The sequence below is a fragment of the Streptomyces kaniharaensis genome (genome assembly GCF_009569385.1).
In the GTDB taxonomy this organism is placed as follows: domain Bacteria; phylum Actinomycetota; class Actinomycetes; order Streptomycetales; family Streptomycetaceae; genus Kitasatospora; species Kitasatospora kaniharaensis.
Map to the genome: position 1 here is coordinate 291,810 of NZ_WBOF01000001.1, position 25,607 is coordinate 317,416.

Annotated in this window: 27 protein-coding genes; 16 read left to right on the forward strand and 11 right to left on the reverse strand. The window is 74.2% G+C overall.

The genetic code is table 11. The features are described 5' to 3' along the window. Nucleotides 1-414: 414 nt before the first annotated feature. Nucleotides 415-612, reverse strand: coding sequence for a hypothetical protein (locus tag F7Q99_RS01335; protein ID WP_153459691.1), 198 nt, complete (start codon nucleotides 610-612; stop codon nucleotides 415-417). Nucleotides 613-782: 170 nt separating this feature from the next. On the opposite strand from F7Q99_RS01335, the gene F7Q99_RS01340 reads away from it, so the two are divergent. The 3 genes from F7Q99_RS01340 to F7Q99_RS01350 all read left to right on the forward strand — a co-directional run bounded on the left by F7Q99_RS01340 (nucleotide 783) and on the right by F7Q99_RS01350 (nucleotide 3,039). Then, complete coding sequence (locus tag F7Q99_RS01340) at nucleotides 783-2,075, forward strand: D-alanyl-D-alanine carboxypeptidase family protein (RefSeq protein WP_153465673.1); 1,293 nt, start codon at nucleotides 783-785, stop codon at nucleotides 2,073-2,075. A 72-nt stretch (nucleotides 2,076-2,147) separates the two neighbouring features. Beyond that, nucleotides 2,148-2,561, forward strand: a complete 414-nt coding sequence (locus F7Q99_RS01345) for a PPOX class F420-dependent oxidoreductase (RefSeq protein WP_153459692.1) — start codon at nucleotides 2,148-2,150, stop codon at nucleotides 2,559-2,561. A 73-nt stretch (nucleotides 2,562-2,634) separates the two neighbouring features. Then, nucleotides 2,635-3,039 carry a PIN domain-containing protein gene (locus F7Q99_RS01350; RefSeq protein ID WP_153459693.1) on the forward strand — a complete coding sequence of 135 codons (405 nt, stop codon included), beginning with the start codon at nucleotides 2,635-2,637 and terminating at the stop codon, nucleotides 3,037-3,039. 6 nt (nucleotides 3,040-3,045) lie between these two features. Here the strand turns inward: F7Q99_RS01350 and F7Q99_RS01355 are convergent, their stop codons facing one another. Further along, on the reverse strand, nucleotides 3,046-3,660 hold the full coding sequence (locus tag F7Q99_RS01355) for a hypothetical protein (protein ID WP_153459694.1): 615 nt from the start codon (nucleotides 3,658-3,660) through the stop codon (nucleotides 3,046-3,048). A 182-nt stretch (nucleotides 3,661-3,842) separates the two neighbouring features. On the opposite strand from F7Q99_RS01355, the gene F7Q99_RS01360 reads away from it, so the two are divergent. The 3 genes from F7Q99_RS01360 to F7Q99_RS01370 are packed head-to-tail and all read left to right on the forward strand — an operon-like array spanning nucleotide 3,843 to nucleotide 6,812. Then, nucleotides 3,843-4,034, forward strand: a complete 192-nt coding sequence (locus F7Q99_RS01360) for a hypothetical protein (RefSeq protein ID WP_153459695.1) — start codon at nucleotides 3,843-3,845, stop codon at nucleotides 4,032-4,034. Nucleotides 4,035-4,093: 59 nt separating this feature from the next. Further along, nucleotides 4,094-6,283, forward strand: a complete 2,190-nt coding sequence (locus F7Q99_RS01365; RefSeq protein WP_153465674.1) for a heavy metal translocating P-type ATPase — start codon at nucleotides 4,094-4,096, stop codon at nucleotides 6,281-6,283. Nucleotides 6,284-6,317: 34 nt separating this feature from the next. Continuing rightward, a complete protein-coding gene (locus tag F7Q99_RS01370) occupies nucleotides 6,318-6,812 on the forward strand; it encodes a copper chaperone PCu(A)C (RefSeq protein ID WP_153459696.1) in 495 nt (164 codons plus the stop codon). Nucleotides 6,813-6,917: 105 nt separating this feature from the next. Here the strand turns inward: F7Q99_RS01370 and F7Q99_RS01375 are convergent, their stop codons facing one another. The 8 genes from F7Q99_RS01375 to F7Q99_RS01410 form a co-directional block, all read right to left on the reverse strand. After that, nucleotides 6,918-7,622: a response regulator gene (locus F7Q99_RS01375; protein ID WP_153459697.1), complete on the reverse strand. Its 705-nt coding sequence runs from the start codon at nucleotides 7,620-7,622 to the stop codon at nucleotides 6,918-6,920. 126 nt (nucleotides 7,623-7,748) lie between these two features. Continuing rightward, complete coding sequence (locus tag F7Q99_RS42425; protein ID WP_153459698.1) at nucleotides 7,749-8,282, reverse strand: hypothetical protein; 534 nt, start codon at nucleotides 8,280-8,282, stop codon at nucleotides 7,749-7,751. 91 nt (nucleotides 8,283-8,373) lie between these two features. After that, nucleotides 8,374-10,128, reverse strand: a complete 1,755-nt coding sequence (gene ctaD, locus F7Q99_RS01385; protein ID WP_456114936.1) for an aa3-type cytochrome oxidase subunit I — start codon at nucleotides 10,126-10,128, stop codon at nucleotides 8,374-8,376. Between the two features lie 173 nt (nucleotides 10,129-10,301). Further along, complete coding sequence (locus tag F7Q99_RS01390) at nucleotides 10,302-11,195, reverse strand: Vgb family protein (RefSeq protein WP_153459700.1); 894 nt, start codon at nucleotides 11,193-11,195, stop codon at nucleotides 10,302-10,304. Between the two features lie 123 nt (nucleotides 11,196-11,318). Then, on the reverse strand, nucleotides 11,319-12,437 hold the full coding sequence (locus F7Q99_RS01395; RefSeq protein ID WP_326846130.1) for a winged helix DNA-binding domain-containing protein: 1,119 nt from the start codon (nucleotides 12,435-12,437) through the stop codon (nucleotides 11,319-11,321). Further along, nucleotides 12,434-13,165, reverse strand: coding sequence for a glycerophosphodiester phosphodiesterase (locus F7Q99_RS01400; RefSeq protein WP_326846131.1), 732 nt, complete (start codon nucleotides 13,163-13,165; stop codon nucleotides 12,434-12,436). The genes F7Q99_RS01395 and F7Q99_RS01400 overlap by 4 nt, the downstream gene beginning before the upstream one ends. A gap of 154 nt (nucleotides 13,166-13,319) precedes the next feature. After that, complete coding sequence (locus F7Q99_RS01405) at nucleotides 13,320-13,736, reverse strand: TOBE domain-containing protein (RefSeq protein ID WP_153459703.1); 417 nt, start codon at nucleotides 13,734-13,736, stop codon at nucleotides 13,320-13,322. Between the two features lie 112 nt (nucleotides 13,737-13,848). Continuing rightward, a complete protein-coding gene (locus F7Q99_RS01410) occupies nucleotides 13,849-15,042 on the reverse strand; it encodes an ROK family transcriptional regulator (protein WP_153459704.1) in 1,194 nt (397 codons plus the stop codon). A 149-nt stretch (nucleotides 15,043-15,191) separates the two neighbouring features. Between F7Q99_RS01410 and F7Q99_RS01415 the strand changes: the two genes are divergently transcribed. The 7 genes from F7Q99_RS01415 to F7Q99_RS01445 all read left to right on the forward strand — a co-directional run bounded on the left by F7Q99_RS01415 (nucleotide 15,192) and on the right by F7Q99_RS01445 (nucleotide 21,610). Next, nucleotides 15,192-16,436 (forward strand): MFS transporter, encoded by a 1,245-nt coding sequence (locus tag F7Q99_RS01415; RefSeq protein WP_153459705.1) that lies wholly within the window; start codon nucleotides 15,192-15,194, stop codon nucleotides 16,434-16,436. A 98-nt stretch (nucleotides 16,437-16,534) separates the two neighbouring features. Beyond that, nucleotides 16,535-17,305, forward strand: coding sequence for a dienelactone hydrolase family protein (locus tag F7Q99_RS01420; protein WP_326846132.1), 771 nt, complete (start codon nucleotides 16,535-16,537; stop codon nucleotides 17,303-17,305). A gap of 96 nt (nucleotides 17,306-17,401) precedes the next feature. Next, entirely contained in the window at nucleotides 17,402-18,091 is a 690-nt protein-coding gene (locus tag F7Q99_RS01425) for a TVP38/TMEM64 family protein (RefSeq protein WP_326846133.1), read from the forward strand. A gap of 37 nt (nucleotides 18,092-18,128) precedes the next feature. After that, complete coding sequence (locus tag F7Q99_RS01430) at nucleotides 18,129-18,653, forward strand: DinB family protein (protein ID WP_153459706.1); 525 nt, start codon at nucleotides 18,129-18,131, stop codon at nucleotides 18,651-18,653. A gap of 270 nt (nucleotides 18,654-18,923) precedes the next feature. Further along, a complete protein-coding gene (locus F7Q99_RS01435) occupies nucleotides 18,924-19,316 on the forward strand; it encodes a cell division protein SepF (protein ID WP_195910969.1) in 393 nt (130 codons plus the stop codon). Nucleotides 19,317-19,451: 135 nt separating this feature from the next. Next, on the forward strand, nucleotides 19,452-20,057 hold the full coding sequence (locus F7Q99_RS01440; RefSeq protein ID WP_153459708.1) for a TetR/AcrR family transcriptional regulator: 606 nt from the start codon (nucleotides 19,452-19,454) through the stop codon (nucleotides 20,055-20,057). Continuing rightward, complete coding sequence (locus F7Q99_RS01445) at nucleotides 20,054-21,610, forward strand: MFS transporter (protein ID WP_153459709.1); 1,557 nt, start codon at nucleotides 20,054-20,056, stop codon at nucleotides 21,608-21,610. The genes F7Q99_RS01440 and F7Q99_RS01445 overlap by 4 nt, the downstream gene beginning before the upstream one ends. A 108-nt stretch (nucleotides 21,611-21,718) precedes the next feature. On the opposite strand, the gene F7Q99_RS01450 is transcribed toward F7Q99_RS01445, so the two are convergent. Next, a complete protein-coding gene (locus F7Q99_RS01450) occupies nucleotides 21,719-22,228 on the reverse strand; it encodes a MarR family winged helix-turn-helix transcriptional regulator (RefSeq protein WP_326846134.1) in 510 nt (169 codons plus the stop codon). 216 nt (nucleotides 22,229-22,444) lie between these two features. On the opposite strand from F7Q99_RS01450, the gene F7Q99_RS01455 reads away from it, so the two are divergent. The 3 genes from F7Q99_RS01455 to F7Q99_RS01465 all read left to right on the forward strand — a co-directional run bounded on the left by F7Q99_RS01455 (nucleotide 22,445) and on the right by F7Q99_RS01465 (nucleotide 25,599). After that, nucleotides 22,445-23,050: a flavodoxin family protein gene (locus F7Q99_RS01455; RefSeq protein WP_153459710.1), complete on the forward strand. Its 606-nt coding sequence runs from the start codon at nucleotides 22,445-22,447 to the stop codon at nucleotides 23,048-23,050. Nucleotides 23,051-23,089: 39 nt separating this feature from the next. Beyond that, nucleotides 23,090-24,505: an amidase gene (locus F7Q99_RS01460; RefSeq protein ID WP_153459711.1), complete on the forward strand. Its 1,416-nt coding sequence runs from the start codon at nucleotides 23,090-23,092 to the stop codon at nucleotides 24,503-24,505. A 92-nt stretch (nucleotides 24,506-24,597) separates the two neighbouring features. Further along, nucleotides 24,598-25,599, forward strand: coding sequence for a methyltransferase (locus F7Q99_RS01465; RefSeq protein WP_153459712.1), 1,002 nt, complete (start codon nucleotides 24,598-24,600; stop codon nucleotides 25,597-25,599). Nucleotides 25,600-25,607: the final 8 nt, after the last annotated feature.

Here is a 25,607-nt window from a genome sequence, read left to right on the forward strand (position 1 = left end):
CCATCAGAAAGTAAAAATGACCATCAGAAAGTAAAATGGGCAGGGGATATCAGGCCAATCACCGACCTTTTCCCCGCTCAGGCCTGCGAAGTGGTGCCCGATCAGCCCGGACACCCCACTGGCGAACTCTGGACACTGGCGTACAACCGCCATCGGGTACCGGTCGAAAACGGACCTCACCCGGAGCCGTCCCACGGTCTTCCCCGCCACCCGCCCGTCAAACCGGTCGACTTCGGCCGGGGCGTCCGCGGACGAACACCCCGGCCCGGGCCGGCTCAGGACATCGGTGGGGCCGACCGGCGAGGCGGGCGCCGTCGGGGCTGAAAAGAGCTTGGTGGCCGGAGAATGCTCAACCCCCGAGGAGTTGCCGGAAATGGCCGTCCACACCGGCAGTGCAACGCGGCCGATCCCGGCTCAGCCCCGCCGCGCGGAGGGGATCGAGAGCACGATGCCCAGCACCAGCAATGCGGCGTACCCGACGGTCTCGTGGCCGGACGGGACGAGGAAGCGGACGAAGCCGAACAGCCGGAAGCCCCCCAGGTGGCCGGCGAGCAGGCCGGACGCGCTGCCGAGGATCAGGACGAAACCGAGATAGCCGAGCAGGTGCTTCATACCGGAAGCCTAGGAATCCGCCCGCGCCCGGTAGTCCGACTTTCGGCGCGACCAGGCGTCACCAAAGTCGCGCCGGACGCGTCCCGGCGTGGGTTGCGGTCCGGTCTCCGGACGGAGCAGCAGGCACGGCGGCCCGGCGGCGGCCCGGGTACGTTCGCCGTGTGCAGCAGATGTCACAGCGGGTCGGCAGGCTGGCCGCGGTGTCGGCGGTGTCCGCCCTGGTGCTCGCCGTCGGCGCGCCGACGGCGTCCGGGCAGGACTCCACCACCACCGTCGTCGGCGGGGAGCGGCTCGGCCGCCCGGCCGTCCAGGTCGCCCCGCTGGCCGGCGCGCCGGCACTGCCGAGCGAGCTCACCGGGCGGTCCTGGCTGGTCGCCGACGCCGGCACCGGCGAGGTGCTCGCCGCCCGCGACGCCCATCTGCCGCTGCCTCCGGCCAGCACCCTCAAGATGCTGTTCGCGGACACCGTGCTGCCGAAGTTCGACCGCTCCCTGGAGCACCAGGTGACCGCGGCCGAGCTGGCCAACCTGGGCGTCGGCAGCAGCCTGGTCGGCGTCAAGGAGAACCTGCCGTACCGGGTCGAGGACCTGTGGCGGGGCGTCTTCCTCAGCTCCGGCAACGACGCGGTGCACGTCCTCGCCCACATGAACGGCGGCGTCCAGCAGACCGTCACCGAGATGCAGGCCCGCGCCCTGGCCCTCCAGGCCCGCGACACCAGGGTGCTCTCCCCCGACGGCTACGACATGGACGGACAGGTCTCCTCGGCGTACGACCTCACGCTGTTCGCCCGGGCCGGGCTGCGCAACGCCGACTTCCGCTCCTACTGCTCCACCCGCACCGCCCCCTTCCCCGGCGGAATGGACACCGTCACCGGCCGGCGCATCACCTTCGACATCGCCAACACCGACCGGCTGCTCGGCAAGTACCCCGGCCTGATCGGCGTCAAGAACGGCTACACCAGCAAGGCGGGCGCCACCTTCACCGGCGCCGCCGAACGCGGCGGCCGGACCCTGCTGGTGACAGTGATGCACCCGGAGACCCAGGGCAAGGTGTACGACGAGGCCGCCGGGCTGCTCGACTGGGGCTTCGCGGCGATCGGCAAGGTCCAGCCGGTCGGGCAGCTGGTCGAGGACACCGCGCCCACACCGGCCGGCCCCACCGGCTCCGCGCCCGCCGCCGAGGTGCGCCCGCACGCCGCCCGGGACGGCGGCCCCGGCCTCGGCCCGGCCGCCTGGACGGCCGTCCTGCTCGGCGCGGCCCTCGCCCTGTGGACCGCACGCCGCACGGCGTCACGCCTGCGCCTCGCCTCGGCCGTCCCCGCCGAGGCACCGCCACCGCCGCTCGCCGTCCCCGAGGCGGGTGCCACCGCCGCCGGCGGCTCCACCGGCGTCGGCGGCCGCGGCCGGAGCCGCCTGGTCCGCCGCGCCCGGGCCCTCGTCCGGTCCGCCCGCGCCCACCGCTGAACCGGCGGAGCGCGAGGGAGCTCCGGTGACGGCGGCACGGGACGCCGGGCCGGGCGCTCTACACTTCCCGCCATGACCACCCCCGACCCCGCCTCCCAGGACCGGCTCGCCCGGATCGTCCGCCTCTCCTCCGGGAGCTACCTGCTCGTCACCACCTACAAGAAGGACGGCACCGCCGTGCCGACCCCGGTCTGGGTGGTCCGCGACGGCGAGGCGCTCGGCATCTGGACCGCCGTGGACTCCTGGAAGGTCAGGCGCATCCGCAACCGCGCCGACGTCCTGGTCGGTCCCTGCGACGTCAAGGGCCGCCCGACCGGCGAGCAGTACCCCGCCACGGCCGAGATCCTCGGGCCCGAGCGGACCGCCGCCTACCGCACCCTGCTGCGGCAGAAGTACGGCCTGCTCGGCGTGCTCACCCTCCTCGGCAGCCGCCTGCGGCGCGGCGAGCGCGGCACCGTCGGGATCCGGATCACGCTCGCGGACTGAGCCCGCCACTCCGGGCCGGATACCCCTCTCGAACCCCCCCCGGCCGGGGCGCGGCGTGGCAGGCTTGCCGCCCATGGGAGAGAACGAGACCGGCCGGAGCCGCCCGCTGCTCATCGTGGACGGCGCCAACGTCGTCGGGTCGGTGCCCGACGGCTGGTGGCGCGACCGGCGGGGCGCCGCCGAGCGGCTGCGCGACGCGCTCGTCGCCGTCGCCGCGCAGGGCCTGCCGGGGCGGGCCGGCCCGCTGGAGGTCGTGCTGGTCGTCGAGGGCGCGGCGCGCGGCGTGACCGGGCGGCCCGAGGTCCGGGTGGTCGCCGCGACCGGCAGCGGCGACGACCGCGTCGTCGACCTGGTCCGGGCGGCCAAGGCCGACCACCCCGACCGGGACTGCCTGGTCGTCACCGCCGACCGCGAGCTGCGCACCCGGGTCGCCGCCCTCGGCGCGGACGTCACCGGCCCTCGCGCCGTCCGGCCGTAGACGCCGTCAGTACCGCACGGCTTTCACCACCACCGGCAGCAGCCGCTCGTCCGTCGGACGGCGGCTGAACGCCACCGGGGTGGCCTGCCCGTCGCGGGGGATGTGCTCGGCGCCGACGACGGCGCTGTCGACCGTGTTGCCGCTGGTGTCGGTGAAATCCACCTGCACGGCGTAGGAGGCCGTGTCGATGCCGGTGTTCTCGATCGTGACGAAGACGGCGGGCAGACCCCCGCTGGCCTCGCGCGGCACCTCGGTGAGCGTGACCGAGCCGAGGGCGTTGCCGCCGTCGGGTTCCTGGGCCAGGACGGAGGCCGCCTTGTCGTGGACCATCACCTGCTGTGCGTCCGCCGAGGCGGCGAACGCGGCGGCCGAGGCGGCCGCCGACGCCAGGGCCGAGGCGAGCGCGGACGGCGACGCGGCCGCCGAGGCCGAAGCCGACTCGGACGGCGCTGCCGAGGCGGACTCGGAGGGCGTCGGGCTCGAGGTCCGGACGATCGCCGCATTGGTCGACGAGCTGCTGCACGCCACCAGGACGGCGCCGGCGGCCAGACCGGCGGCCAGACCGGCCGCGCGGGGCGCCGTCCAGCGGCGGGAGCTGGGGAGGGTGTGGAGTTCGCGCACCGGGGTTCTCTCTTCTCGCTCGGCGTCCGGCGGCCGGTGGCCCGTATGCACCCCATGCTTCGGGGCGTTGCGGCGCGACGGCGAGACCTGCGCGCCCGTTCGGGTGGAGGGGTCGCCACGAGGTGTTCCGCCGTGTCGGACGGTACGGGAACCAATGCCGGCCGCCGCCCGACTGGTGGGGCGTGAGTGCGAAGTCGCCGGGTGTCCGGCCGTCGAGTGTGCTGGCGGGGTTCGCCCTGCTGCTGGTGGTGGTGTTCGTGGTGGCGTATGCCGTGGGCCGTCAGGCGGGGCCGGTGTCGCCGGGGCTGACGCCCGGGCGCGGGGGCGGCGGCACGCCCGGGATGAGCGGGCACGACATGGGCGGCATGCGGTGAGCTCCGTCGCGGGGGCCGACGCCGGGGAGCTGGTGAGCACCGATCTGGCGGTCGGCGGGATGACCTGTGCGGCGTGCGTGGGCCGGGTGGAGAAGCGGCTGGCGCGGATCGACGGGGTGACGGCCGGGGTGAACCTGGCGACCGGGCGGGCGCGCGTGCTGCATCCGGCCGGGGTGTCCGTCGCGGAGCTCGTGGCGGCCGTCGAACGGGCCGGCTACACCGCCGAGTTGGCGCCTGCGGGCGCGGCCGCCGGACCGGCCGAGGAGGATCCTGACGAGCGGCGGCGGCTGTTGGTCACCGCGCTGCTGGCCGTCCCGGTGCTGGTGCTGTCGATGGTGCCGTCGCTGCAGTTCCCGGCCTGGCAGTGGGTGTGCTTCGCCCTGGCCGTCCCGGTGGTGACGTGGGGTTCGGCCTGCTTCCACCGCCGGGCGTGGCAGGGCCTGCGGCACGCGGCGGCGACCATGGACACGCTGGTCGGCCTGGGTGTGCTGGCGTCCTTCGGCTGGTCGGCGTACGCGCTGCTGTTCGGCGGGGCCGGGCAGGTCGGCATGCGGATGCCGTTCTCGCTCACCGCCGACGGCAGCGGCGCGGCGCACGTGTACCTGGAGGCGGCCGTCGGGGTGCCGCTTTTCGTGCTGGCCGGGCGGCTGCTGGAGGGCCGGGTGCGGCGGCGCAGCGGTTCGGCGCTGCGGGCGCTCGCCGAGCTGGGTGCGAAGGAGGTGTGCGTCCGGGGCGCGGAGAGCGGCGAGGAGCGGCTGCTGCCGGTCGAACTGCTGCTGCCGGGGCAGGAGTTCGTGGTGCGGCCGGGCGAGCGGGTGGCCACCGACGGGGTCGTCGTCGAGGGCGGCTCGGCGCTGGACCTGAGTCTGCTGACCGGGGAGAGCGTGCCGGTGGAGGTCGGCCCGGGGGACGCGGTGGCGGGTGCGACGGTGAACGTCGGCGGCGCGCTGGTGGTGCGGGCGACGGCGGTCGGCGCGGACACCCAACTGGCGCGGATCACCGCGCTGGTGGCGGACGCCCAGGCCGGGAAGGCCCGGGCGCAGCGGCTCGCGGACACGGTCGCCGGGGTGTTCGTGCCGTGCGTGCTCGCGGTGGCGGTGTGCGTGCTGGGCTTCTGGCTCGGCGCCGGCGCGGCCCCGCAGGCGGCGGTGACGGCGGCGGTCGCGGTGCTGGTGGTGGCGTGCCCGTGCGCGCTGGGCCTGGCCACGCCGACGGCGCTGCTGGCGGCGACCGGCCGGGGCGCGGAGCTGGGGGTGCTGGTGCGTGGCCCGGAGGTGCTGGAGAGCCTGCGGCGGATCGACACCGTGGTGCTGGACAAGACCGGGACGCTGACCACCGGGCGGATGGAGCTGGCGTCGGTCACCGTGGCCGAGGGCTTCGGCGAGGAGGACGCGCTGCGGCTGGCCGGCGCGGTCGAGCACCGCTCCGAGCACCCGATCGGGCGGGCCGTCGCGGCGGCGGCCCGGGAGCGCTGCGGGGCGCTGCCGGCGGTGACCGGCTTCGCGGCCGCGGCCGGGGTCGGGGTGTCCGGGACGGTCGAGGGCCGGGCCGTCCGGGTGGTCCGTCCCGACGAGGTCTCCGGGCCTCACGAGCTGGCCGGGGCGGTGGCGGCGGCCGGGGACGCGGGCCGCACGGCGGTGGTGGTCGAGCTGGACGGGCGGGCCGCGGCGGTGCTCGCTGTCGGTGACACGCTGCGCTCGGGCAGCTGGCGGGCGCTCCACCGGCTGCGCGGGATGGGCCTGGAGACGGTCCTGCTCACCGGGGACGGCCCGGGTGCGGCCCGAGCGGTGGCCCGCGAGCTGGGCATCGGGCAGGTGCACGCCGGCGCCTCGCCCGAGCGCAAGGCCGAGGTGGTGGCCGAGCTGAAGGCCGCCGGGCGGACGACGGCGGTGGTCGGCGACGGGGTCAACGACGCGGTGGCACTGGCCTCGGCGGACCTCGGGGTGGCGCTGGCCTCGGGCAGCGACGCCGCGATCGGGGCCGCCGGGCTGACCCTGGTGCGGGGAGACATCGAGGCGGTGGTGGACGCCGTCCGGCTGGCCCGGCGGACGCTCGCGACGATCCGGGCCAACCTGCTGTGGGCGTTCGGGTACAACGTGGTGCTGATCCCGCTGGCGGCGGTCGGCCTGCTCAACCCGATGCTGGCGGCGGTGGCGATGTCGCTCAGCTCGCTGCTGGTGGTGGGCAACAGCCTGCGGCTGCGCACCTGGCAGCCGGGGCGCGGCGCCCGGAAGGGGGCGCGGGCGTGAGCCAGAGGCGCGTAGCCGGAGAAGGGGCGGGCGCATGAGCGGGATGGAACGGCTGAAGGTGGTCGGCCCGCCGGTGGGCGCGGCGGCCTTGGCCCTGGCCCTGCTGACCGGATGGACGGCGGTCGGCGGGGCCGGGCGGCCCCACCCGGTGGAGGCGGCCGGCCCGGGCTGGCTGCTGCTGCCGGCGGCGGCGGGCGCGTCCTCCGCCACGGCGGCGTTCTTCACGATCCGCAACCCGGGCGATGTGCCCGACGAACTGACGGGCGCCCGCTGGGAGTTCGGCGGCCCGGTCACCCTGAAGCGGCACCTGCACCAGGGCGCGGCGGGCCGCTGGGAGCCGGTGTCGGTGCTGCCGGTTCCGGGCCGGGGCGAGCTGGCGATGTCCCCGGAGGACGCCGACCTGGTGATCGCCGCCCCACCACCGTTGAACCCCGGCCAGTGGGTCGAGTTCACCCTCACCTTCCGGCACAGCCCGGAGCTGCACCTCCGGGCCGAAGTGCGGGCCCCCGGTTCCCGCCCGCCCGGTTGAGGGCTCCGGCCGCATAGGCGTGTGCCCCGGGCACAGGGTAGTGACTGCCCGGCGCCCGGACGGCGGCCCCCGCCGACGTCCGGGGTGCTCCGGCGGGGCGGTCCGTCAGCCCCGGGCGCCGCCCCAGTGGGGCGGCGCCTGCCGCATCTCGGTGGCGATGAGCGCCGCCTGCACCCGCCGCTCCACGCCGAGCTTGGCGAGCAGACGGGAGACGTGGTTCTTGACCGTCTTCTCGGCCAGGTACAGCCGCTCGCCGATCTGCCGGTTGGTCAGACCCTCCCCGATCAGCGCCAGCACCTCCTGCTCGCGAGCCGTCAACTCCGGCCCGCTGGTGGCGTGGTGGGCAGGTTCCGCGTCGCTGCGCAGGCGGTTGAGCAGCCGGGTGGCCGCGCCCGGGTCGAGCATCGAACGCCCGGACGCGACGGTCCGGACGGCTGACACCAGGTCCGTCCCGCTGATCTGCTTCAGCACGTACCCGGCGGCGCCCGCCATCACGGCGTCGAGCAGCGCCTCCTCGTCGTCGAAGGAGGTGAGCATCAGACAGGCCAGCCCCGGCATCCGGGAGCGCAGCTCGCGGCAGACGGAGACGCCGTCCCCGTCGCCGAGTCGGACGTCGAGCACCGCCACGTCGGGCCGCAGCGCCGGCACCCGCACGAGCGCCTGCTCGGCGGTGGCCGCCTCGCCGACCACCTCCAGGTCGGGCTCCCCGTCCAGCAGGTCGTGCACCCCGCGGCGCACCACCTCGTGGTCGTCCAGCAGGAACACCCGGACCGGCGCCGGTGTTCCGCCACCGGCCGTCATGCTCGCCATCACGCGGCTCCACCTTCGTCACCCCCGCACACGAACGGCGGGGCCCATCGCATCATCGTCTACGCCCGCTCCCGGGCCCAGGGCCGAACGGCCCCATTCCGGGCCCGGACCCTCCATGGCCACCGCTCACCGCCGCTGCCGTCGTACGTTCCCGAGCCCGACGAGCAGGAACGCGAGCGCCACCCCCGCCGCGCTCGCCGCCGCCAGCACCAGCCGGGGAGCGAGTGCGCCGCCGCCCGACAGCAGGATCGACGCCGCCCCGAGCGAGGCGACGGCCGCCCCCACCAGGAGCCACCCCGCCAGCGCGACCGTCGCACCCCGGGGCGAGCGCGGCACCGGCCCGGCGTCGAGCGCCGCCCAGCGTGCGCACGCCTCCCGTTCCTCCTCCCGGCGGTACCGGAGCGCCCGCACCCGCAGCAGGACCCCGCCCACCAGCCCGGCGAGGGCGATCTGGGCGGCCGGCTGCCAGTCGGGCAGGGCCAGCAGCAGCCCGCCCGCGACGGCGAGCCCGGCCCACCAGAGCACGCAGGCCGCGGCGGCGGTGCGCATGGAGCGGGGCCGGTCGGCGCCGGCCTGGAGGTCGGCGACGGCGGGCAGGTACCAGACGCAGCCGCAGGCGGTGAGCGCGGCGATGCCGAGGGCGAGGACGGTGTGGGACATGCCTGGCCTTCTTGGGAGGCGGAGGGACCGTCCCCGCCCGCGCGAGGGCGGTGGTGCGGGCGGGGACGGCGATCGAGGGGGCGTGACGGGCTCAGCCGCGACCTGAACGCGAGCGCGGCAGGTCGTACTTGGCGGGAGTCACGCCGGCCAGGTGCTTGGCGGGTTCACCGCTGTTCTCCAGGGCGTCGAGCGCCGCGATGTCGGGGTGGTGCAGGTCGAACGCCGGGGACTCGGAGCGGATCTTCGGCAGGGTGACGAAGTTGTGCCGCGGCGGCGGGCAGGAGGTGGCCCACTCCAGCGAGCGCCCCCATCCCCACGGGTCGTTCTCGGTCACCCGCTCCCCGTACTTGGCGGTCTTCCACACGTTGTAGAGGAACGGCAGGATGGAGAGGCCGAGCAGGAACGAGCCGATCGTCGAGACGGTGTTGAGGGTGGTGAAGCCGTCCGACGCGAGGTAGTCGGCGTAACGGCGGGGCATGCCCTCGGCGCCGAGCCAGTGCTGGACGAGGAACGTCGCGTGGAAGCCAATGGTGAGGGTCCAGAAGGTGATCCTGCCGAGCCGTTCGTCGAGCATCTTGCCGGTCATCTTCGGCCACCAGAAGTGGAAGCCCGCCATCATCGCGTACACGACGGTGCCGAATAGCGTGTAGTGGAAGTGCGCGACCACGAAGTACGAGTCAGAGACGTGGAAGTCGATCGGCGGAGCGGCCAGCAGCACGCCCGTCAGGCCGCCGAAGAGGAAGGTGACCAGGAACCCCACCGTCCACAGCATCGGCGTCTCGAAGCTCAACGACCCCTTCCACATGGTCCCGACCCAGTTGAAGAACTTCACCCCGGTCGGAACGGCGATCAGGAACGTCATGAACGAGAAGAACGGCAGCAGCACCTGCCCCGTGACGTACATGTGGTGGGCCCAGACCGTCACCGACAGGCCCGCGATCGCCACCGTCGCCGCGATCAGACCGGAGTAGCCGAACATCGGCTTGCGGCTGAACACCGGAATGATCTCGGAGACGATCCCGAAGAACGGCAGCGCCAGGATGTAGACCTCGGGATGGCCGAAGAACCAGAACAGGTGCTGCCACAGCATCGCCCCGCCGTTGGCCGGGTCGAAGACGTGCGCCCCGAACTTGCGATCGCATTCGAGGGCGAGCAGCGCGGCGGCCAGCACGGGGAAGACGAGCAGGATCAGGAGGGACGTCAGCAGCACGTTCCAGCAGAAGATGGACATCCGGAACATGGTCAGGCCGGGCGCGCGCATGCACATGATGGTGGTGATGAAGTTGACGGCGCCGAGGATGCTGCCGAAGCCGGAGAGCGTCACGCCCATGATCCACATGTCGGCGCCGACGCCCGGCGAGTGCACGGCGTCGGACAGCGGCGCGTAGAGGAACCAGCCGAAGTCGGCGGCGCCCTGCGGGGTGGCGAACCCCGCGGCGGCTATCAGCGAGCCGAACATGAACAGCCAGAAGGCGAGCATGTTCAGGCGCGGGAAGGCGACGTCCGGGGCGCCGATCTGCAGCGGCATGATCCAGTTGGCGAAGCCGGTGAACAGGGGCATCGCGAAGAGCAGCAGCATCACCGAGCCGTGCATGGTGAAAGCCTGGTTGAACTGCTCGTTGGAGAGGATCTGCGTTCCCGGCCGGGCGAGTTCGGCGCGCATGACCAGGGCGAGGATGCCGCCGATCAGGAAGAAGGCGAACGCCGACACCAGGTACATGGAGCCGATCGTCTTGTGGTCGGTGGTGGTCAGCAGCCTGACCACCGCCGAACCGGGCCGCTGGGCCCGAACTGCCGTTGCCCGGACGGCGGGCGGCGGTGGCGTGGGGTCGCCCTGTGCCTGGATGGCGCTCAAGGACGCGCTCCTTCGGAACGTCGTGCGAATGGATGGCGATCCATGATCCGAACACGACTCCCCTGCGCCCTAGGGCCGTTGGACCCGGCCGCCCGGGGCCGCTGGGCCCGCGTTCCGGGGCCGCACACGGGACCTCCGGGGACGGGCCACAGCAGCCCCTGCGCTCACCCGGCCAGCCGGACGAGCTCGCCGCGCTCCAGCGCCGCGTACACCGTGCCGTCCGGTCCGACCGCGATGCCGTGCGGCTCGGCGGACTCGCCGGGCAGCGGGTGGCCGTCGTAGCGGCCGTCCGGGGTGAGCACGCCGATCCGGCCCGCGCCCCACTCGGTGAACCAGAGCCGGCCCGCCGCGTCGGCGGCGATCGCGTGCGGCCTGGCCGCGCGGTCCGGCAGCGGGAACTCGGTGACCTTGCCGTCCACCGCGATCCGACCGACCAGCCCGGCGCCGATCCCGACGAACCAGAGCGCGCCGTCCGTGCCCGCGGTGATCCCGACCGGGGCGGCGCCCTCGGTGGGCAGCGGGTGCACGGTGATCTCGCCGTCGACGGTGATCCGGGCGACGGCGTTCGCCTGGTTGAGCGTGCACCACAGCGCTCCGTCCGGGCCCGCCGTGATCATCGACGGGAAGGCGCCCGTGACCGGCAGCGGATACTCCGTCACCTCGCCGTCCACGGTGATCCGCCCGATTCGGTCGGCGTTCAGTTCGGTGAACCAGAGCGCGCCGTCGGGCCCCGCGGTGATCCCGTACGGCCCGGCGTCCGGTGTCGGCACGGCGAAGGACCGCTGCCGCCCGTCGGTGTCGATCCGCCCGATCCGGTGGTCGCGCATCCGGGTGAACCAGAGCGCGCCGTCCGGCCCGGCGGTGATCACCGACGGCCCGCACCCGGCCGCGCCGAGCGCGTAGCGCACCACCGTCCCGTCCGCCGCCAGCCGCCCGATCTCCCCCGCGTGCACCAGCGTGAACCAGACGCCGCCGTCCGCCGCCACCGCGACCCCGTACGGCCCGGCTTCCGCCTCCGCGACCTCGAACCGCTCCACCGTCCGTCGTTGCGTGAACAAACCCGACAAACCCCCTCAGCACTATCGCGACTTGCGTCGCATTAGGATCGTCGCACGCTGATGCACCGCCAGGCAACCGGGTTGTCACCGCTGGTTCGACCACGACGCGGCGGCCACGGCCGCCTACCGCTGACCCTCGACGTCCTCGAAGCGCACCGACCCGCCGCCGGCGAAGGCCAACACCCGCTCCGCCTCGGCCTCCGCCGCCCGCCGGTCGGCCCGCCGCAGCGGCTCGAACGGGCGGACCACCACCTGCTGCTCCCCCGTCAGCTGCCACGTCCCGGCGACCAGCCCGTCCACCAGCAGCGTGCCGAGCACGATCCCGTTCTGCGTCATCACCCGGCTCCGGTACTCCTCGGGCAGCACCCGGGTGCGGTCGGCGTGCGAGAGGAGAAGGTTGTCGAAGGGCGCGAGCAGCCGGACGGGCGCCGGCGTGTCCTGGTCCGGCCGGGGCGCCTCGGGCAGGTCGTACAGCAGCCGGCCCTGCTCATCGCGGAACGTGAGCAGCTGCGGCGCGAGCCGCTTGAGCACCGGCCCGAGCCGGCTGAGGCCGCACCACTTCTGCAGGTCGGCGGCGGTGGCCGGGCCGAAGGCGGCGAGGTAGCGCAGGGCGAGGTCGTCGAGGGACGGCGCCGGGTCGAGCGGTCGGCCGAGCCAGGCCTCGGCGGTGGTGTGGGCGGCGGCGCCGCTCCGGCCCCAGACGCCGCGCGGCGGCACCTGGACCAGCGGCAGCAGGCAGCGCGCGGCCTGGGCGAGCGCGGCCGGGTCGCGGTCCGGGCGGGTGGCGGCGAGCAGCGGGCCGAGCTCCTGGAAGGTGCGCGGCCGCTCCTCCACCAGCGCCCGGGCCTCGGCGGCGAGCGCGGTGAGGTCCAGCCCGGCCAGCCGCCTCCCGTAGGTGGTGCGCAGGCCCTGGTCGAGCACCGGCTGGAGGAGCGGGCGCAGCGTCAGGCAGTCCTCGGCGGTGACCAGGTGGATGGTGCCGCGCTGGAGCGCGATCCGGACGACCGTACGGTCCTCGATCAGCGCGGTCAGGTGCTCGTGCGCGAAGCCGTCGATCCGGGCGAGCAGGCCCAGGTAGGGCGGCTGCGGCGCGGCCTGGGCCTGGAGCCCGCCGAGATGGCGGACCATCGCGGCTGGTTCCGGCACCGCCGGACTGCCCAGCGCCGTCAGGTCTGAGCGGTCGAGCAGGTGCTGACGGGCCAGCAGGGCGCGCCCGAGGGCCCGGATGCCCAGCACGGTCACCGGCGGCCGTCCAGCACCGAGCGCAGCACGTCGATCCGGTTGGTGGTGATCGAGTCGACCCCGGCGTCGCGCAGCCGGCGCATGGTGCGGCGCAGGTCGGCGGTCCAGGTGGAGACGGCCAGTCCGGCGTCCCGGGCGGCGGCGGTGAGGTCGGGGGTGACCAGGCCGAACGGCGGGTTGAGGTAGCGCGGGCGCAGGTCGTCGAGCAGGGCGTGCACGGGCAGCCGGGGCTGCTTCCAGGTGAGCGCGATCTCGGCGTCGGGGGCGACGGCGCGGACGGCGAGCATGGCGGTGGCGGGGCCGCAGAAGGCGACCAGCCGTTCGGCGCCGAGGCCGGTGACGACGGACCAGGTGGCGGCGACCGGGCCGGGCTCGTCGAGGTCGATGAGCAGCCGGGGGCCGTCGGCCGCGGCGACGGTCTTGATCGCCTCGGCGAGGGTCGGCACGGCGAGCGCGCCCTGGCGCAGCTCGTCGAGCTGCTCGACGGTGACCCGGCCGATCGTCCGCGGGTCGCCCCAGAAGCGTTCCAGGGTGGGGTCGTGGAGGAGGACGGGCACGCGGTCGCGGGTGAGCTGGACGTCCACCTCGACGGCGTCGGCACCCCGGGCGAGCGCGGACTCGACCGAGGGCAGGGTGTTCTCGCGGTGGCGGTACGGGTCGCCGCGGTGGGCGACGGCGAGCACCCGGCGGCGGCCGGCGGGCGTCGTCGGATCGGCCCCGGGATCCACGGGGTGGGGTCGTGGAGGCCGGCGGGTCGGCTGGTGCGGGTGGGACATCCCGGGCGGGGCCTCTCGTTCGGAACCGGTGCGGGGCGGGATCAGCGGGGGCGGGATCAGCGGCGAGACCGTCGGGCGGCCTCAGCGGCGGGCTCGGCGGACGGCCTCAGCGGCGCTCGATCATCACGTTGGTCGACTTGATGACGGCCGTGGCGGGAGCGCCGGGCACCAGGTTCAGCTCCTCCGCCGACTCCCGGCTGATCAGCGACACCACCCGGAACGGCCCGGCCTGCACCTCCACCTGGGCGGCCACGTCGCCGAGCACCACGCCGGTGACGATCCCGGGGAAGCGGTTGCGGGCGGAGGACGGGCGGCCCTCGGCCTCGGCGTTCTCGGGCCGGGCCAGCTCGCGGGCGAAGGCGGCCAGCTCGGCCCCGGGGATGATCCGGTGGCCGTGCTCGTCCCGCTCGGCGGCGACCCGTCCGGCGTCCACCCAGCGCCGCATCGTGTCGGTGCTGACGCCGAGCAGCGCCGCGGCCTCGCCGATGCGGTACGGGTTGACCGGCACGTCGGGCTGGTCCATGTGCGACTCCTGACGCTGTTTCCGGCTGGTGGGCGGGCGCGCGGGGCGCACCGTCGCCGCCATCCTGCCGTACCGGGGGCCCGGGCCGCGAAGCGGCACAGGCCGCGGCCCGTTACGGCTCGCCGAACAGGTCCCGCCGGACGGCGTCCCCGGCGGTGAGCACGGCGCCCGCGAGCACCGCGCCGCCGCCCGCCGTCCCGGCCCGGACCTCGGTGCGCAGCGGAGAGAGCTCGGCGAGGCGGCGCTCGACCCGGCCGGCCAGTTCGGCGCCGCCGGCCCGGCCGATCTCTCCGCCGAGGACGACGCAGCCCGGGTCGAGGACGACGCAGACGCTCGCCGCGCCGATGGCGATCCGTTCGGCCAGCGCGCCCAGGAAGGGCCCACCGGGTGCGTCGTCGCCCAGCGCGTCGAGGGCGGTGCGGACGGCGCCCTCGGCGGCGCTCGCGTCCCCCGCCGGGTCGGCGGGCAGCCCGTGGGCACGGGCGAGCTCGCAGATCGCGGCGCTGCCGACCAGCCCGTGGAAGCCGCCCGCGCTGCTGGCAGCGCTGGGCAGTCCGGCGGTGCCGGGTACGGGCAGGAAGCAGATCTCGCCGGTGCCGCCGGAGAAGCCGCGGCGCAGCCGCCCGTCCAGGATGACGGCGGCGCCGACGCTGTGGCCGAGCCACATCAGTACGAAGGTGTCGCGGTCCCGGGCGGCGCCGATCCGGTGCTCGGCGCGGCCGGCCAGGTTGACCTCGTTCTCCAGGATCACCTCGGTGCCGGGCAACTCCCGCAGGGCGGTGAGCAGTTCGGCGTGCCAGGCGGGCAGGGCGCCGGTGCTGTGGAGGCGTCCGGTGGCCGGGTCGACCAGGCCGGGTGCGCCGACGGCCACGGTGTGCAGGCGCTCGACTCCGGCCCCGCGCGCGGTGTCGAGCAGGGTGCGGACGATCCGGTCGGCGGTGTCGGGGCCGCCGCCGCCCTCGACCGGGAGGTCGGCGGCGGCCAGGGTGCGGCCGGCCAGGTCGGCGACGACGAGGCTGACGCCGCCGGAGCGGACGTCGAAGGCGGCGAGGTGGGCACGGGAGGCGACCAGCGCGTAGAGCCGGGCGTTGGGGCCGCGGCGCTGTTCGCCGCGTTCGCCGACGACGGCGACCAGGCCGGTGCGCTGGAGGCGGTCCAGCAGGTCGGCGACGGTCGGCCGGGAGAGGCCGGTGAGGTCGCGGAGCTCGGTGGCGGTCAGGGGCCCCTGTTCGAGCAGCAGGTTGAGCGCCAGCCGGTCGTTGATCGCCCGGGCGGTGCTCGGCGTGGCCGTACGCGCGGTGGTCATGGACGCTCATCCTTCCAGAGTGTTTCTATCAGGGTCCCTTCCTGATAATTTATCGAACCATCCGCCGGTGCCGCGCCGCCGCGCGGACCGATCGGCGTGCCCGTGGACCACCCACGGAGCACCGTCACACGACCGGGAGGGGACGCCGAATGAGCCCGAGCACGACCGCACCACCGCAGGACCGACCGACCGCGCCACGCCGCGCCCGTACGGGCATCGCCCTGGTGTTCGCCGTGCACGGCGCCGCCGGCGGCAGCTTCGTCACCCGCATCCCGTGGATTCAGGACCGCCTCGACCTCTCGCCCGCCCAGCTCGGGGCGGCACTGGTGATGCCCGCGATCGGCTCCTCGCTCGCCATGCCGCTGGCCGGCCGGTTCGTCCACCGCCACGGCGGGCGGACGGCGGTGCGCGGGCTCCTCTCGATCTGGTGCCTGGCACTGGCCCTGCCCGCGCTCGCGCCGTCGCTGCCCGCCCTCTGCGTGGCGCTGCTCGTGTACGGCGCGACGGCCGGCATGGCCGACGTCGCGATGAACGCCCAGGGCGTGGAGATCGAGGAGCGGCTCGGCCGCTCGATCATGTCCGGGCTGCACGGCATGTGGAGCGCGGGCGGGCTGCTGGCCTCCGGCTTCGGCATCCTGGCCGCCCACCTCGACCTCGACGCCCGGCTCCAGCTCGCCCTCACCGCACTGGTGCTGCTCGCCCTGGCGCAGCCGGTCTGCCGGCGCCTGCCGGACCTGCGGGCACCCGAGGAGGAACAGGCTCCGCCACGGTTCGCACTGCCGCCGCGCAGCTCGCTGGCGATCGGGCTGGTCGGCTTCTGCGCGGTCTTCGCCGAGGGCGCCTCGATGGACTGGAGCGGTGTCTACCTGCGGGACGTCGCCGGTGCCTCGGCCACCGTGGCCGCCGCCTCGTACACCGCGTTCTCGCTCACCATGGCAGTCAGCCGACTCGCGGGGGACGCGGCGATCCGCCGGCTCGGCGCCGTCCGGGCGACCCGCCTCGGCGGCGCGGTCGCCACCACCGGCGGGCTGCTGGTGGTGGCCGCCGACGGCCCGGCCCTGGCGATCCCGGGCTTCGCGCTGATCGGCGTCGGCATCGCCGTCATCGTCCCGCTGGCGTTCGCGGCCGCCGGGCGGATCGGCACCAACCCCAGCCAGGCCATCGCGGGCGTCGCCACCGTCACCTACACCTCGGGCCTGATCGCCCCGGCGGTCATCGGCGCGCTCGCCCAGGCCACCTCGCTGACCGTCTCCTTCGGCCTGGTCACCGCGCTCGCCTTCGCGCTCGTGCCGAGCGCCGGGGCGCTGCGCCGGGCCGAACAGAATTCTCCCGCCGGGAATGTGACCACAATGTCACCGAAAAGCGCTTCCGAAAACGATTTCCCGGCGCTATGATCAAAGAATTCCAGGGAATTCCTCGCTAATATCGTCGCTCATACGTCGACCGCCGGGCGCACGCGCCCGGCGGTTTCGCGACCGCGAAGGGATTCCCCGTGTGCTATGACGCCGATGCCGCGCCACCCGCCTTCACCCCCGCACTCCGGCCGCTGGCCGAGGCCGCGCCGCTCACCCTGATCTCGGCGGACGGCACGGAATTCGGCGCCTTCCTGGCCAGCCCGGAATTCGCGACCGGGCCCGCCGTACTGCTCCTGCCGGACAACAAGGGCCTTTCCGGGTTCTACCGGCAGACCGCCGCCCGGCTCGCCGAACAGGGCCACCCGACGCTCGTCATCGACTACTACGGCCGCACCGCCGGCGCCGACCCCGAAAAGCGCCCCGCCGAATTCGGCGAGCTGCCGAACCTGCTCCCCCGCCTGCTCGCCCTCACCCCGGACGGCCTGGACGCCGACCTCATCGCAGGCCTCGACCACCTGCGGGGCATCGGGGCGACCGAGGTGGTCGCCCTCGGCTTCTGCTTCGGCGGCCGCCAGGCCTTCCGCGCCGCCGCACCCCGCTTCGGCCTGGCCGGCGCGGTCGGCTTCTACGGATACCCCGACACGATCGACGGCGCCCCCGGCCCCACCCAGCTGGCCCCCGGCCTCACCGCCCCGATCCTCGCCCTGTGGGGCGGAGCCGACGAGCACATCCCGGCCGCCGCGGTCGACGCCTTCGACGCGGCGCTCACCGCCGCCGGCTGCCCCCACGAGTTCGTCACGTACCCCCGGGCTCCGCACAACTTCTTCGAGCTCCGCGCGGCCGAACCCTCCGATGCGGCCCGGGACGCCTGGCAGCGCCTGCTCGGCTTCCTCTCCCGGCCGCACTGAGCCCGCTTCACGGGACGGGGCACCGCGCTCCTGGCCCTCGAACCCCGGCATCAGCCCGGTGCCCTGGCAGCGGCCGGCGCCGGTTAGGCTCGCCCGGTGCCCGCACCTGAAGCCGTCCCCGCACCGCCCGCCCAGCGCTCGCCATGGTGGCGGTTCGCCCTGCTGGTCGTGATCCTCGGGGCCGCCGCCGGGTCGCTGCTGCTGTGGAGCCCGACGGCGTTCCTGTCCGGCGGCCTTCCGGCCGGGGTGCCGGGGTACTGGCTGGCTCCGGTGTTCGTCGCCGTGTACGCGCTCGGCACGCTCGCGTTCATGCCCCGCCCGGCGCTCAACGCCGCCGCCGGGCTGCTGCTCGGCATCCAGCAGGGCGTGCTGCTGGCGGTGCTCGGCACCACGCTGGGCGCCGCCGCGGCGTTCGGACTGGGCCGGGCGCTGGGGCGCGACGCGCTGCGCCCGTACCTGCGCGGGCGGATGCTGACCGCGCTGGACCGGCGGTTCACCGACCAGAGCTTCCGCAGCGTGCTGCTGCTGCGCCTGCTGCCGGGCCTGCCGTTCCAGGCGGGCAACTACGGCGCGGCGTTCTCCGGCACACGCTTCCTGCCCTACCTGCTCGCCACCGCCGTGGGCGTCATACCGACGACCGCGGTGTACGTGACGGCGGCGGCGAGCGCGCGTGAGCCGGGCTCGGCGGCCTTCCTGTTCTCGGCGGGGGCGATCGGGGTGCTCGGCCTGGTGACCCTGGTCTCGCTCTGGCGGGCCGCGGCCGCCCGCCGCCGGGCCACCGCCTGAGCAATTCGCTCGCGATCACTCCCGGCCCGGGGCCACGATGTCGGCCATGACCGTCATCACCCCGCGGGTCGACCCGCCCATGGCCGCCGACGAGACCGCCATGCTGACCGCCTGGCTCGACTTCCACCGCAGCACGCTGGCCCTCAAGTGCGAGGGCCTCACCGACGACCAGCTGCGGCTGCGCTCCGTCCCGCCGTCCTCGCTCTCGCTGCTCGGCCTCGTCCGGCACATGGCCGAGGTGGAGCGGTACTGGTTCCGGACCGTCCTGCTCGGCGAGGAGCTCACCGACGGGCTCTACTGGACCAAGCAGGACCCGGACGGCGACTTCGACAACGTCGACACCGCCGACGTCGCGGCGGACTTCGCCGCCTGGCACGCCGAGATCGCGGCGGCCCGCAGCGCGAGCGCCGGCCTGTCCCCGGACACGGTGGCCGAGCGGCCGCGCCGCGGACAGGAGGTGACGCTCCGCTGGATCCTCGTCCACATGATCGAGGAGTACGCCCGGCACAACGGGCACGCGGATTTCCTGCGCGAACTGCTGGACGGCACGACCGGCGAGTGAAATCGTTTCCGCGTGGTTGACAGAAGGTCAATTCAGGAGTGACCTCAGCCGATATGGTCTACGCGCGCAACCGTACGCCGGCCCCCCGCGTCGATGATGGTGCCCGGGTCCGCCCGGGTTTCCGGCGCGGCACGACTCGTACGGGGGTCGCGAGCGGGCACGGGACCGGTGAACAGTGCGATACTCGGACAGTTCCGACGAGTGGATGACGTGTCAAAAAGGCACGCTCACCCGGGGGGACGCGACCGGGACGAGGCAGGGAGGCGCGGCATGGGAGCACTTCGCGACGAGCACCACAACGGGTGGCTGATGCCCTCGGGGACGTACTCGGCCGCGGTGTACGACGACGAGTGGGTCGAACCCGAGACGGTGTCGTCCGTCCCGGCGCCCGCGAAGATCGTCTCCCTGCGGCCGACCGGTTTCGAGGCGGCCCGCACGGTCGGTGAGCACATCCGGGCCAGCACGCCGGTGGTCATGGACCTCACCGAGATGGACGAGGCCGAGGCCAAGCGCATGGTCGACTTCGCCTCCGGGCTGGTCTTCGGCACCCAGGGCGGCATCGAGCGGATCGCCCGCCGGGTGTTCCTGCTGACCCCGGCGGACGTCGAGGTCATGGTGATCGACCGCCCGCTCGACGACACCGGCTTCTACAACCAGAGCTGAGAACGACCGGAGCACCGGGGACGGCCAACGCCGTCCCCGGTTTTTTGCTGCCGTACGAGTGGAACCGGACACCTCATCTGAGGCGATGACTCTTATTTTGAGACATTCATGTCTCATCCGAGCTACACTCGCAGCATGGCCACCGATCGTGACACCGTCCTCGAAGCCGCCGTCGGCGTGCTCTCCCGCCGCCCGACCGCGCACCTGGACGAGATCGCGCGCGCCGCCGGCATCAGCCGTGCCACCCTGCACCGGCTGTTTCCCGGCCGCGACGCCCTGATCCGCGAGGTCGGCCTGCTCGGCCTGCAACGCTTCGCCGCCGCCCTGGACACCGCCACTGTCGAGGACGGCGACGCCGAGGCGGCCCTGCGCCGCCTGGTCGACGCCTCCGTCCCCGACGCCGCGCTCTGCGCCTTCCTGGCCGGCGAGAACCAGCTCTACGACGACGAGAACGTCAACGCCCTCTGGGAAGCCCAGATCGACCGGCTGCGCGCCCTGTTCCTGCGCGGCCAGCAGCAGGGCGTCTTCCGCATCGAGCTGAGCGCCGCCTGGCTGAGCGAGGCCTTCTTCGACCTGGTCGCCGGCGTCGGCTGGGCGATCCAGGACGGCCGGCTGGCCCCCCGCGACGCCGCGTTCTCGATCACCGAGCTGTTCCTCGGCGGCGCGCTGCGCCGACCGGCGGCGAACACTCCCCCGCCCACAGCACCTTCGGCCCGCACAACGGAACCCGATACACCATGAGCACCACCCCCCTGATCGACCCCCGCCGGCGCTGGAGCGGCCTCGCCGTCCTCGTCCTCGCCGTCACCCTGGTCGCCGTCGACGCGACCGTCCTGTCCCTGGCCCTCCCGTCCATCAGCGAGACGCTGCGCCCCAGCGGCACCCAGCTGCTCTGGATCGGCGACGTCTACTCGTTCGTGCTGGCCGGCCTGCTGGTCAGCATGGGCTCGCTGAGCGACCGGATCGGCCGCAGGAAGCTGCTGCTGGCCGGCTCCAGCGCGTTCGGCGCCGCCTCGCTGCTCGCCGCGTACGCCCCCGGGCCGGGCTGGCTGATCACGGCCCGCGCGCTGCTCGGCGTGGCCGGGGCGACGATCATGCCGGCCACCCTGTCGCTGATCCGCGGCCTCTTCCCGGACGACCGGGAGCGGGCCACCGCGATAGGCATCTGGGGGGCCGCCGCGACCGCGGGCGCCGCGCTCGGCCCGGTGGTCGGCGGGGTCCTGCTGGAGCACTTCTGGTGGGGCTCGGTGTTCCTGCTGAACATCCCGGTGCTGCTTCTGCTGCTGGCGCTCGGCGGGTGGCTGCTGCCCGAGTCGAAGGACCCGAAGCCGGGCCGCTGGGACGCGCAGAGCGCCGCCCTGTCACTGGCCGGTGTGATCGGCGTGGTCTACGCGATCAAGGAGGCCGCCGCGCACGGCGTGGCCCGCTGGGACGTGCTGCTCACGGCCGCCGTGGGCGTCGCGGCGCTGACCGTCTTCGTCCGCCGCCAGCTGCGGCTGGACACCCCGCTGCTCGACGTCCGGCTGTTCCGCGACCGGCGGTTCACCGCCGCCGTGCTGGCCTCGCTGATCGCGCTGGTCGGCCTGTCCGGCGTGCTCTTCGTGACCTCGCAGTACCTCCAGCTCGTCCGCGACTACGAGCCGCTCAAGGCGGGCCTGGCCGAACTGCCGGGCTTCGTCGGCGCGGTGGCGGGCGGTCTGCTGACCGCCCGGCTGGTCCGGCGCACCGGCGCCCGGGCGGCGCTGACGTTCTGCCTGCTGGCGATGGGCCTCGGCGTCGGCCTGCTCGGCTGGCTCCGGCAGGACACCGCCTACCTGCTGCCGGCCGCCGCGTTCCTGCTGGTCGGGACGGCCGAGGGCGTGGTCTACACGCTCGGCGCCGACCTCGTGCTGAGCGCCGCGCCCGCCGACCGGGCCGGCGCCGCCTCGGCCGTGTCGGAGACGGCCTACGAGCTGGGCACCGCGCTCGGCATCGCGCTGGTCGGGTCGGTGGTCGGGTCGTTGTACGCGAGCGGGCTGTCCGTCCCGGTCGGGACGGATCCGGCCTCGGCCGCCCGGGCGGTCGAGTCGCTGGGCGGTGCCGTCGAGACGGCGCACGGGCTGCCGCCGGCGCTCGCCGAGCCGCTGCTGGCGAGCGCGAAGGAGTCCTTCGTGCACGGCGTGAACGTGGCCGGGCTGCTGGCCGCCGCGCTGCTGATCGGCGCCGCGGCGATGGCCTGGCGGCTGCTGCGCGGGCTGTCCGCCCCGGCCGCCGCACCCGTGCGGCAGCCGGCCCGCGAGAAGGTGGACGCGTAACCGGGCCCTGCCCGACACGAAAATCCGACACGAAAGTCCGATGAGACAGTCCGATACGAAAGGACCCGCCCCGCCGAGGCCCCGCGCCGGTGGGGCGAGCGCCGCCGGTCAGTCCCGGATCAGGACGCCTTCCTCCACCGCGGCCAGCGCGGCGCGCAGCAGCTCGCTGATCAGGCGGGCGGTCTGGTCGGGGATGCGGGCGACCAGGCGGGCGTGCGCCTCGGTCACCTTGATGACGGCCTCCTCGGCGATCCGGATGCCGTCCGGGGTCAGCTTGACGAAGCTGCTCCGGCCGTCCTTGGGGTCCGCCTCGCGGACCAGGTAGCCGGCCTCGACGAGCCGTTTCACGACGTTGCTGGTGCCGCCCGAGGACAGCAGCAGGGACTGGGACAGATCGGTCGGCGTGAGCCGGTGCGGCTCACCGATGCGTCTGAGTGTCGCAAGGACGCCGTAGTCGGCCTCGGTGAGACCGAGGCGTTCCAGTTCCTCGATGGTGAGGACCTGGAAGGCCGCGGCGAGGAGGGACGTCCGCTTGCTCAGCTCCAGCGGCAGTCCGGCGATCTCCGGCAGTTCCTTGCGCCAGGCCGTGATGATCTCGTCGACGTGATCATGTTTCACTGGCCGATACCTTTCCTGGTTGCTAGCTTCAGGGTAGAGCCTGAGCACGGCAGGTGATGTCGCTCAAGGAGTCCGGCGCCCGTTTTGTGCTCGGCTTGGTTCTTACCTGTTACCTCTTGTCACCCCTTGCAACACGCACAGTGCCTCACCTAGCATCTTCCTCGCACGAAATCTTTCGGTAAAGCTTTAGGGCAAGACAGTTCCTCTGGAGGATCCATGCAGGTTCGTATCGCCGTCGCCTACCACAGCGGCTACGGCCACACTGCCAAGCAGGCCGAGGCGGTGGCCGCCGGCGCGGGCAAGGTCGCCGACACCGAGGTCTCGCTCGTCTCCGTGGCCGAGCTCAACGACGAACTGTGGGCCACCCTCGCCGAGGCCGACGCCATCGTCTTCGGCTCGCCGACCTACATGGGCGGCAGCAGCGCCGCCTTCCGTGCTTTCGTCGAGGCGACCAGCGGCGTGTGGCAGCAGCAGCAGTGGAAGGACAAGATCGCCGCCGGCTTCACCAACAGCGGCAGCATGTCCGGCGACAAGCTGCACACCCTGGTCAACATGGCCCTGGTCGCCGCCCAGCACGGCATGATCTGGGTCGGCCTGTCCGAGTTCAGCGGCTGGAACTCCTCGACCGGCACGCCCGAGGACGTCAACCGCCTCGGCGGCTGGCTGGGCGCGATGGCCCAGTCCAACGTCGACGCGTCCCCCGAGGAGGCGCCCGGCGACGCCGACCTGCGCACCGCCGAGGTGCTCGGCCGCCGGGTCGCCGAGGTGGCCCACGTGCACGCCCTCGGCCGCGCCGCCAAGCCGGAAGCCGCAAACGCCTGACAACCCGGCAGGACCTAGGCAGGGGGAGGGCCCGGAACCATGGACATGCGCGACCTCTGGCGCCTCGACGGCCACGACCAGGCCGAACTGGTGCGCACCGGACAGCTGACACCGCTCGACCTGGTCGAGGCTGCCATCACCCGCATCGAGGCGTCCCGGCCCGAACTGGGCGCCGTGCCGATCACCTGCTTCGACCGGGCGATCGAGGAGGCCAAGGCCGCCGACACCCGGCCCGGGGGGAACGGCTCACCCCTGAGCGCCGTTCCGTTCCTGCTCAAGGACCTCGGGCCGGGCTGTGCGGGGCTGGCGGCCACCGCGGGATCGGCGTTACTCGCCGGGAACGTGCAGAAGCACGACAGCACCCTCGCCCGGCGCTTCCAGGCCGGCGGGCTGCGGATCCTCGGCAAGAGCGCCACCGCCGAGTTCGGCGTCCTGCCGACCACGGAGCCCGCGCACTACGGCCCCACCCGCAACCCGTGGGCCCGGGACCGCAGCGCGGGCGGCTCCAGCGGAGGCGCGGCGGCCGCGGTCGCCGCGGGCCTCGTGCCCCTGGCGCACGCCAACGACGCCGGGGGCTCCATCCGCATTCCGGCCTCCTGCTGCGGCGTCTTCGGGCTCAAGCCCACCCGGGCCCGCACCCCGATGGGCCCCGACGTGGGCGACCTGATGAACGGTCTGGCCGCCGAACACGTCGTCAGCCGCAGCGTGCGCGACAGCGCCGCCGCGCTCGACCTCGTCGCCGGCCCTGACACCGGAGACCCGTACTGGGCCCCGCCCGTCGACGGGACGTTCCTGGACGCGGTCCTCGCGCCCGCCGAACGCCCGCTGCGGATCGCGTTCACCACCCGCACCGGGATGACCGACCTCGACGCCGAGTGCGTCCGGGCCGTCACCGAGGCGGCGCGGCTGTGCGAGGAGCTCGGCCACGAGGTGGTCGAGGACGCGCCCGCGATCGGCATCGCCGACGTGGCCGCCGAGTTCCTCACCGTCTGGGCCGCCGGCGTCTCGTCCGCCGTCACCGCCCAGGCCTTCGTCGCGGGCCGGACCCCCCACCCCGGGCTCCTCGAACCCCTCACCTGGTGGCTGTACGAGCAGGGCAAGGCGGTGAGCGCCGCCGAGTACCTGCTCACCATCACGCGCCTGCAGCGCGCGGCACGGGCGCTGGCCTCCTTCCACGAGCGCCACGACGTCCTGCTCTCCGCGGTGACCGCCGAGCCTGCGCCTCTGCTCGGCACCTTCCACCACGGCAGCCCCCAGCAGCAGTTGGACCGGGCCCTGGCCTTCGCCTACGAGACGCCACTGGCCAACCTCAGCGGCCAGCCCGCCATGTCCGTCCCCCTGCACAGGACGGCCGACGGGATCCCCGTCGGCGTGCAGTTCACCGGGCGCTTCGGCGAGGAGCGGACGCTCCTGTCGCTCGCGGCTCAGCTGGAAGCCGCCCGCCCCTGGGCCTGAGGGCGCTCGCCCGGCCGTCGGCGAAGTCGCCAACGGCCCGGCCGCGCCTGCCCGTTCACTTCACACCGACAGCACACGACAAGGGATGCAGCATGTTCAACACGACGACCGACGCCGAGCTCGAAGGCAACCCGATCGACGACGTGATCGGCGGCTCGATCAAGTACGCGGCGATGACCGCCGCCGCCAAGCTCGGCATCTTCCGGGCGCTGGAGGAGGGGCCGAAGAGCCTCGCCGACCTCGCCACCGCGATCGGCGCCAGCGAGTCGGGCACCCAGGCCGTCGCCGACGTCGTGGCGGTGCTCGGCTGGCTGGAGTACCAGGACGGCGTCTACGCCAACGGGCCGCTCGCCAAGCGCTGGCTCGTCTCCGGCAGCGAGCTGGACTTCACCCCGGCACTGCTGTGGGCCTACGAGCTCATCAACGTCCTGTGGGACCTGCCCCAGGCCGTGCGCGACGGCAAGCCGGCGCAGTCCCTGTGGGAGCGCTGGGCCGACAAGCCCGAGGCCGGCCGCGACTTCTCCCAGTACATGAAGGTCAAGTCGCGCCTGACCGTCCCGGCGATCGTGGACGCCGTCCCGGTGCCCGAGGGCGCCAAGCGCCTGCTCGACCTCGGCGGTTCGCACGGCCTGCACTCCTCGGCCTTCTGCCACCGCTACCCCGAGCTGACCGCCACCATCCTCGACCTGCCCGAGGCGCTCGCCGGCACCGGCGCCGCCATCGAGGCCGAGGGCCTGACCGACCGGATCGAGCTGCGCCGCGGCAGCTTCCTCACCGACGACCTCGGCGAGGGCTACGACCTGGTCCTGCTGTTCGAGATCGTCCACAACCACCCGGACGCCACCAACCGCGACCTCGTCGCCCGCGCCGCCAAGGCGCTGCGCCCCGGCGGCAAGATCGTCATCCTGGAGGACGTGCGCGGCGACGAACTCGACGCCCACAACACGGCGTTCAGCCTCGCGATGTACGCCTGCTCGGGCGACCGCACCTACAGCCTGCCGGAGATCACCTCCTGGCTCGACGGCGCCGGCATGGCCTCCGTGGAGACCATCAAGCTGCCCTCGTCCGTCTCGCTGGTCATCGGCACCAAGTAGTCCGGGCG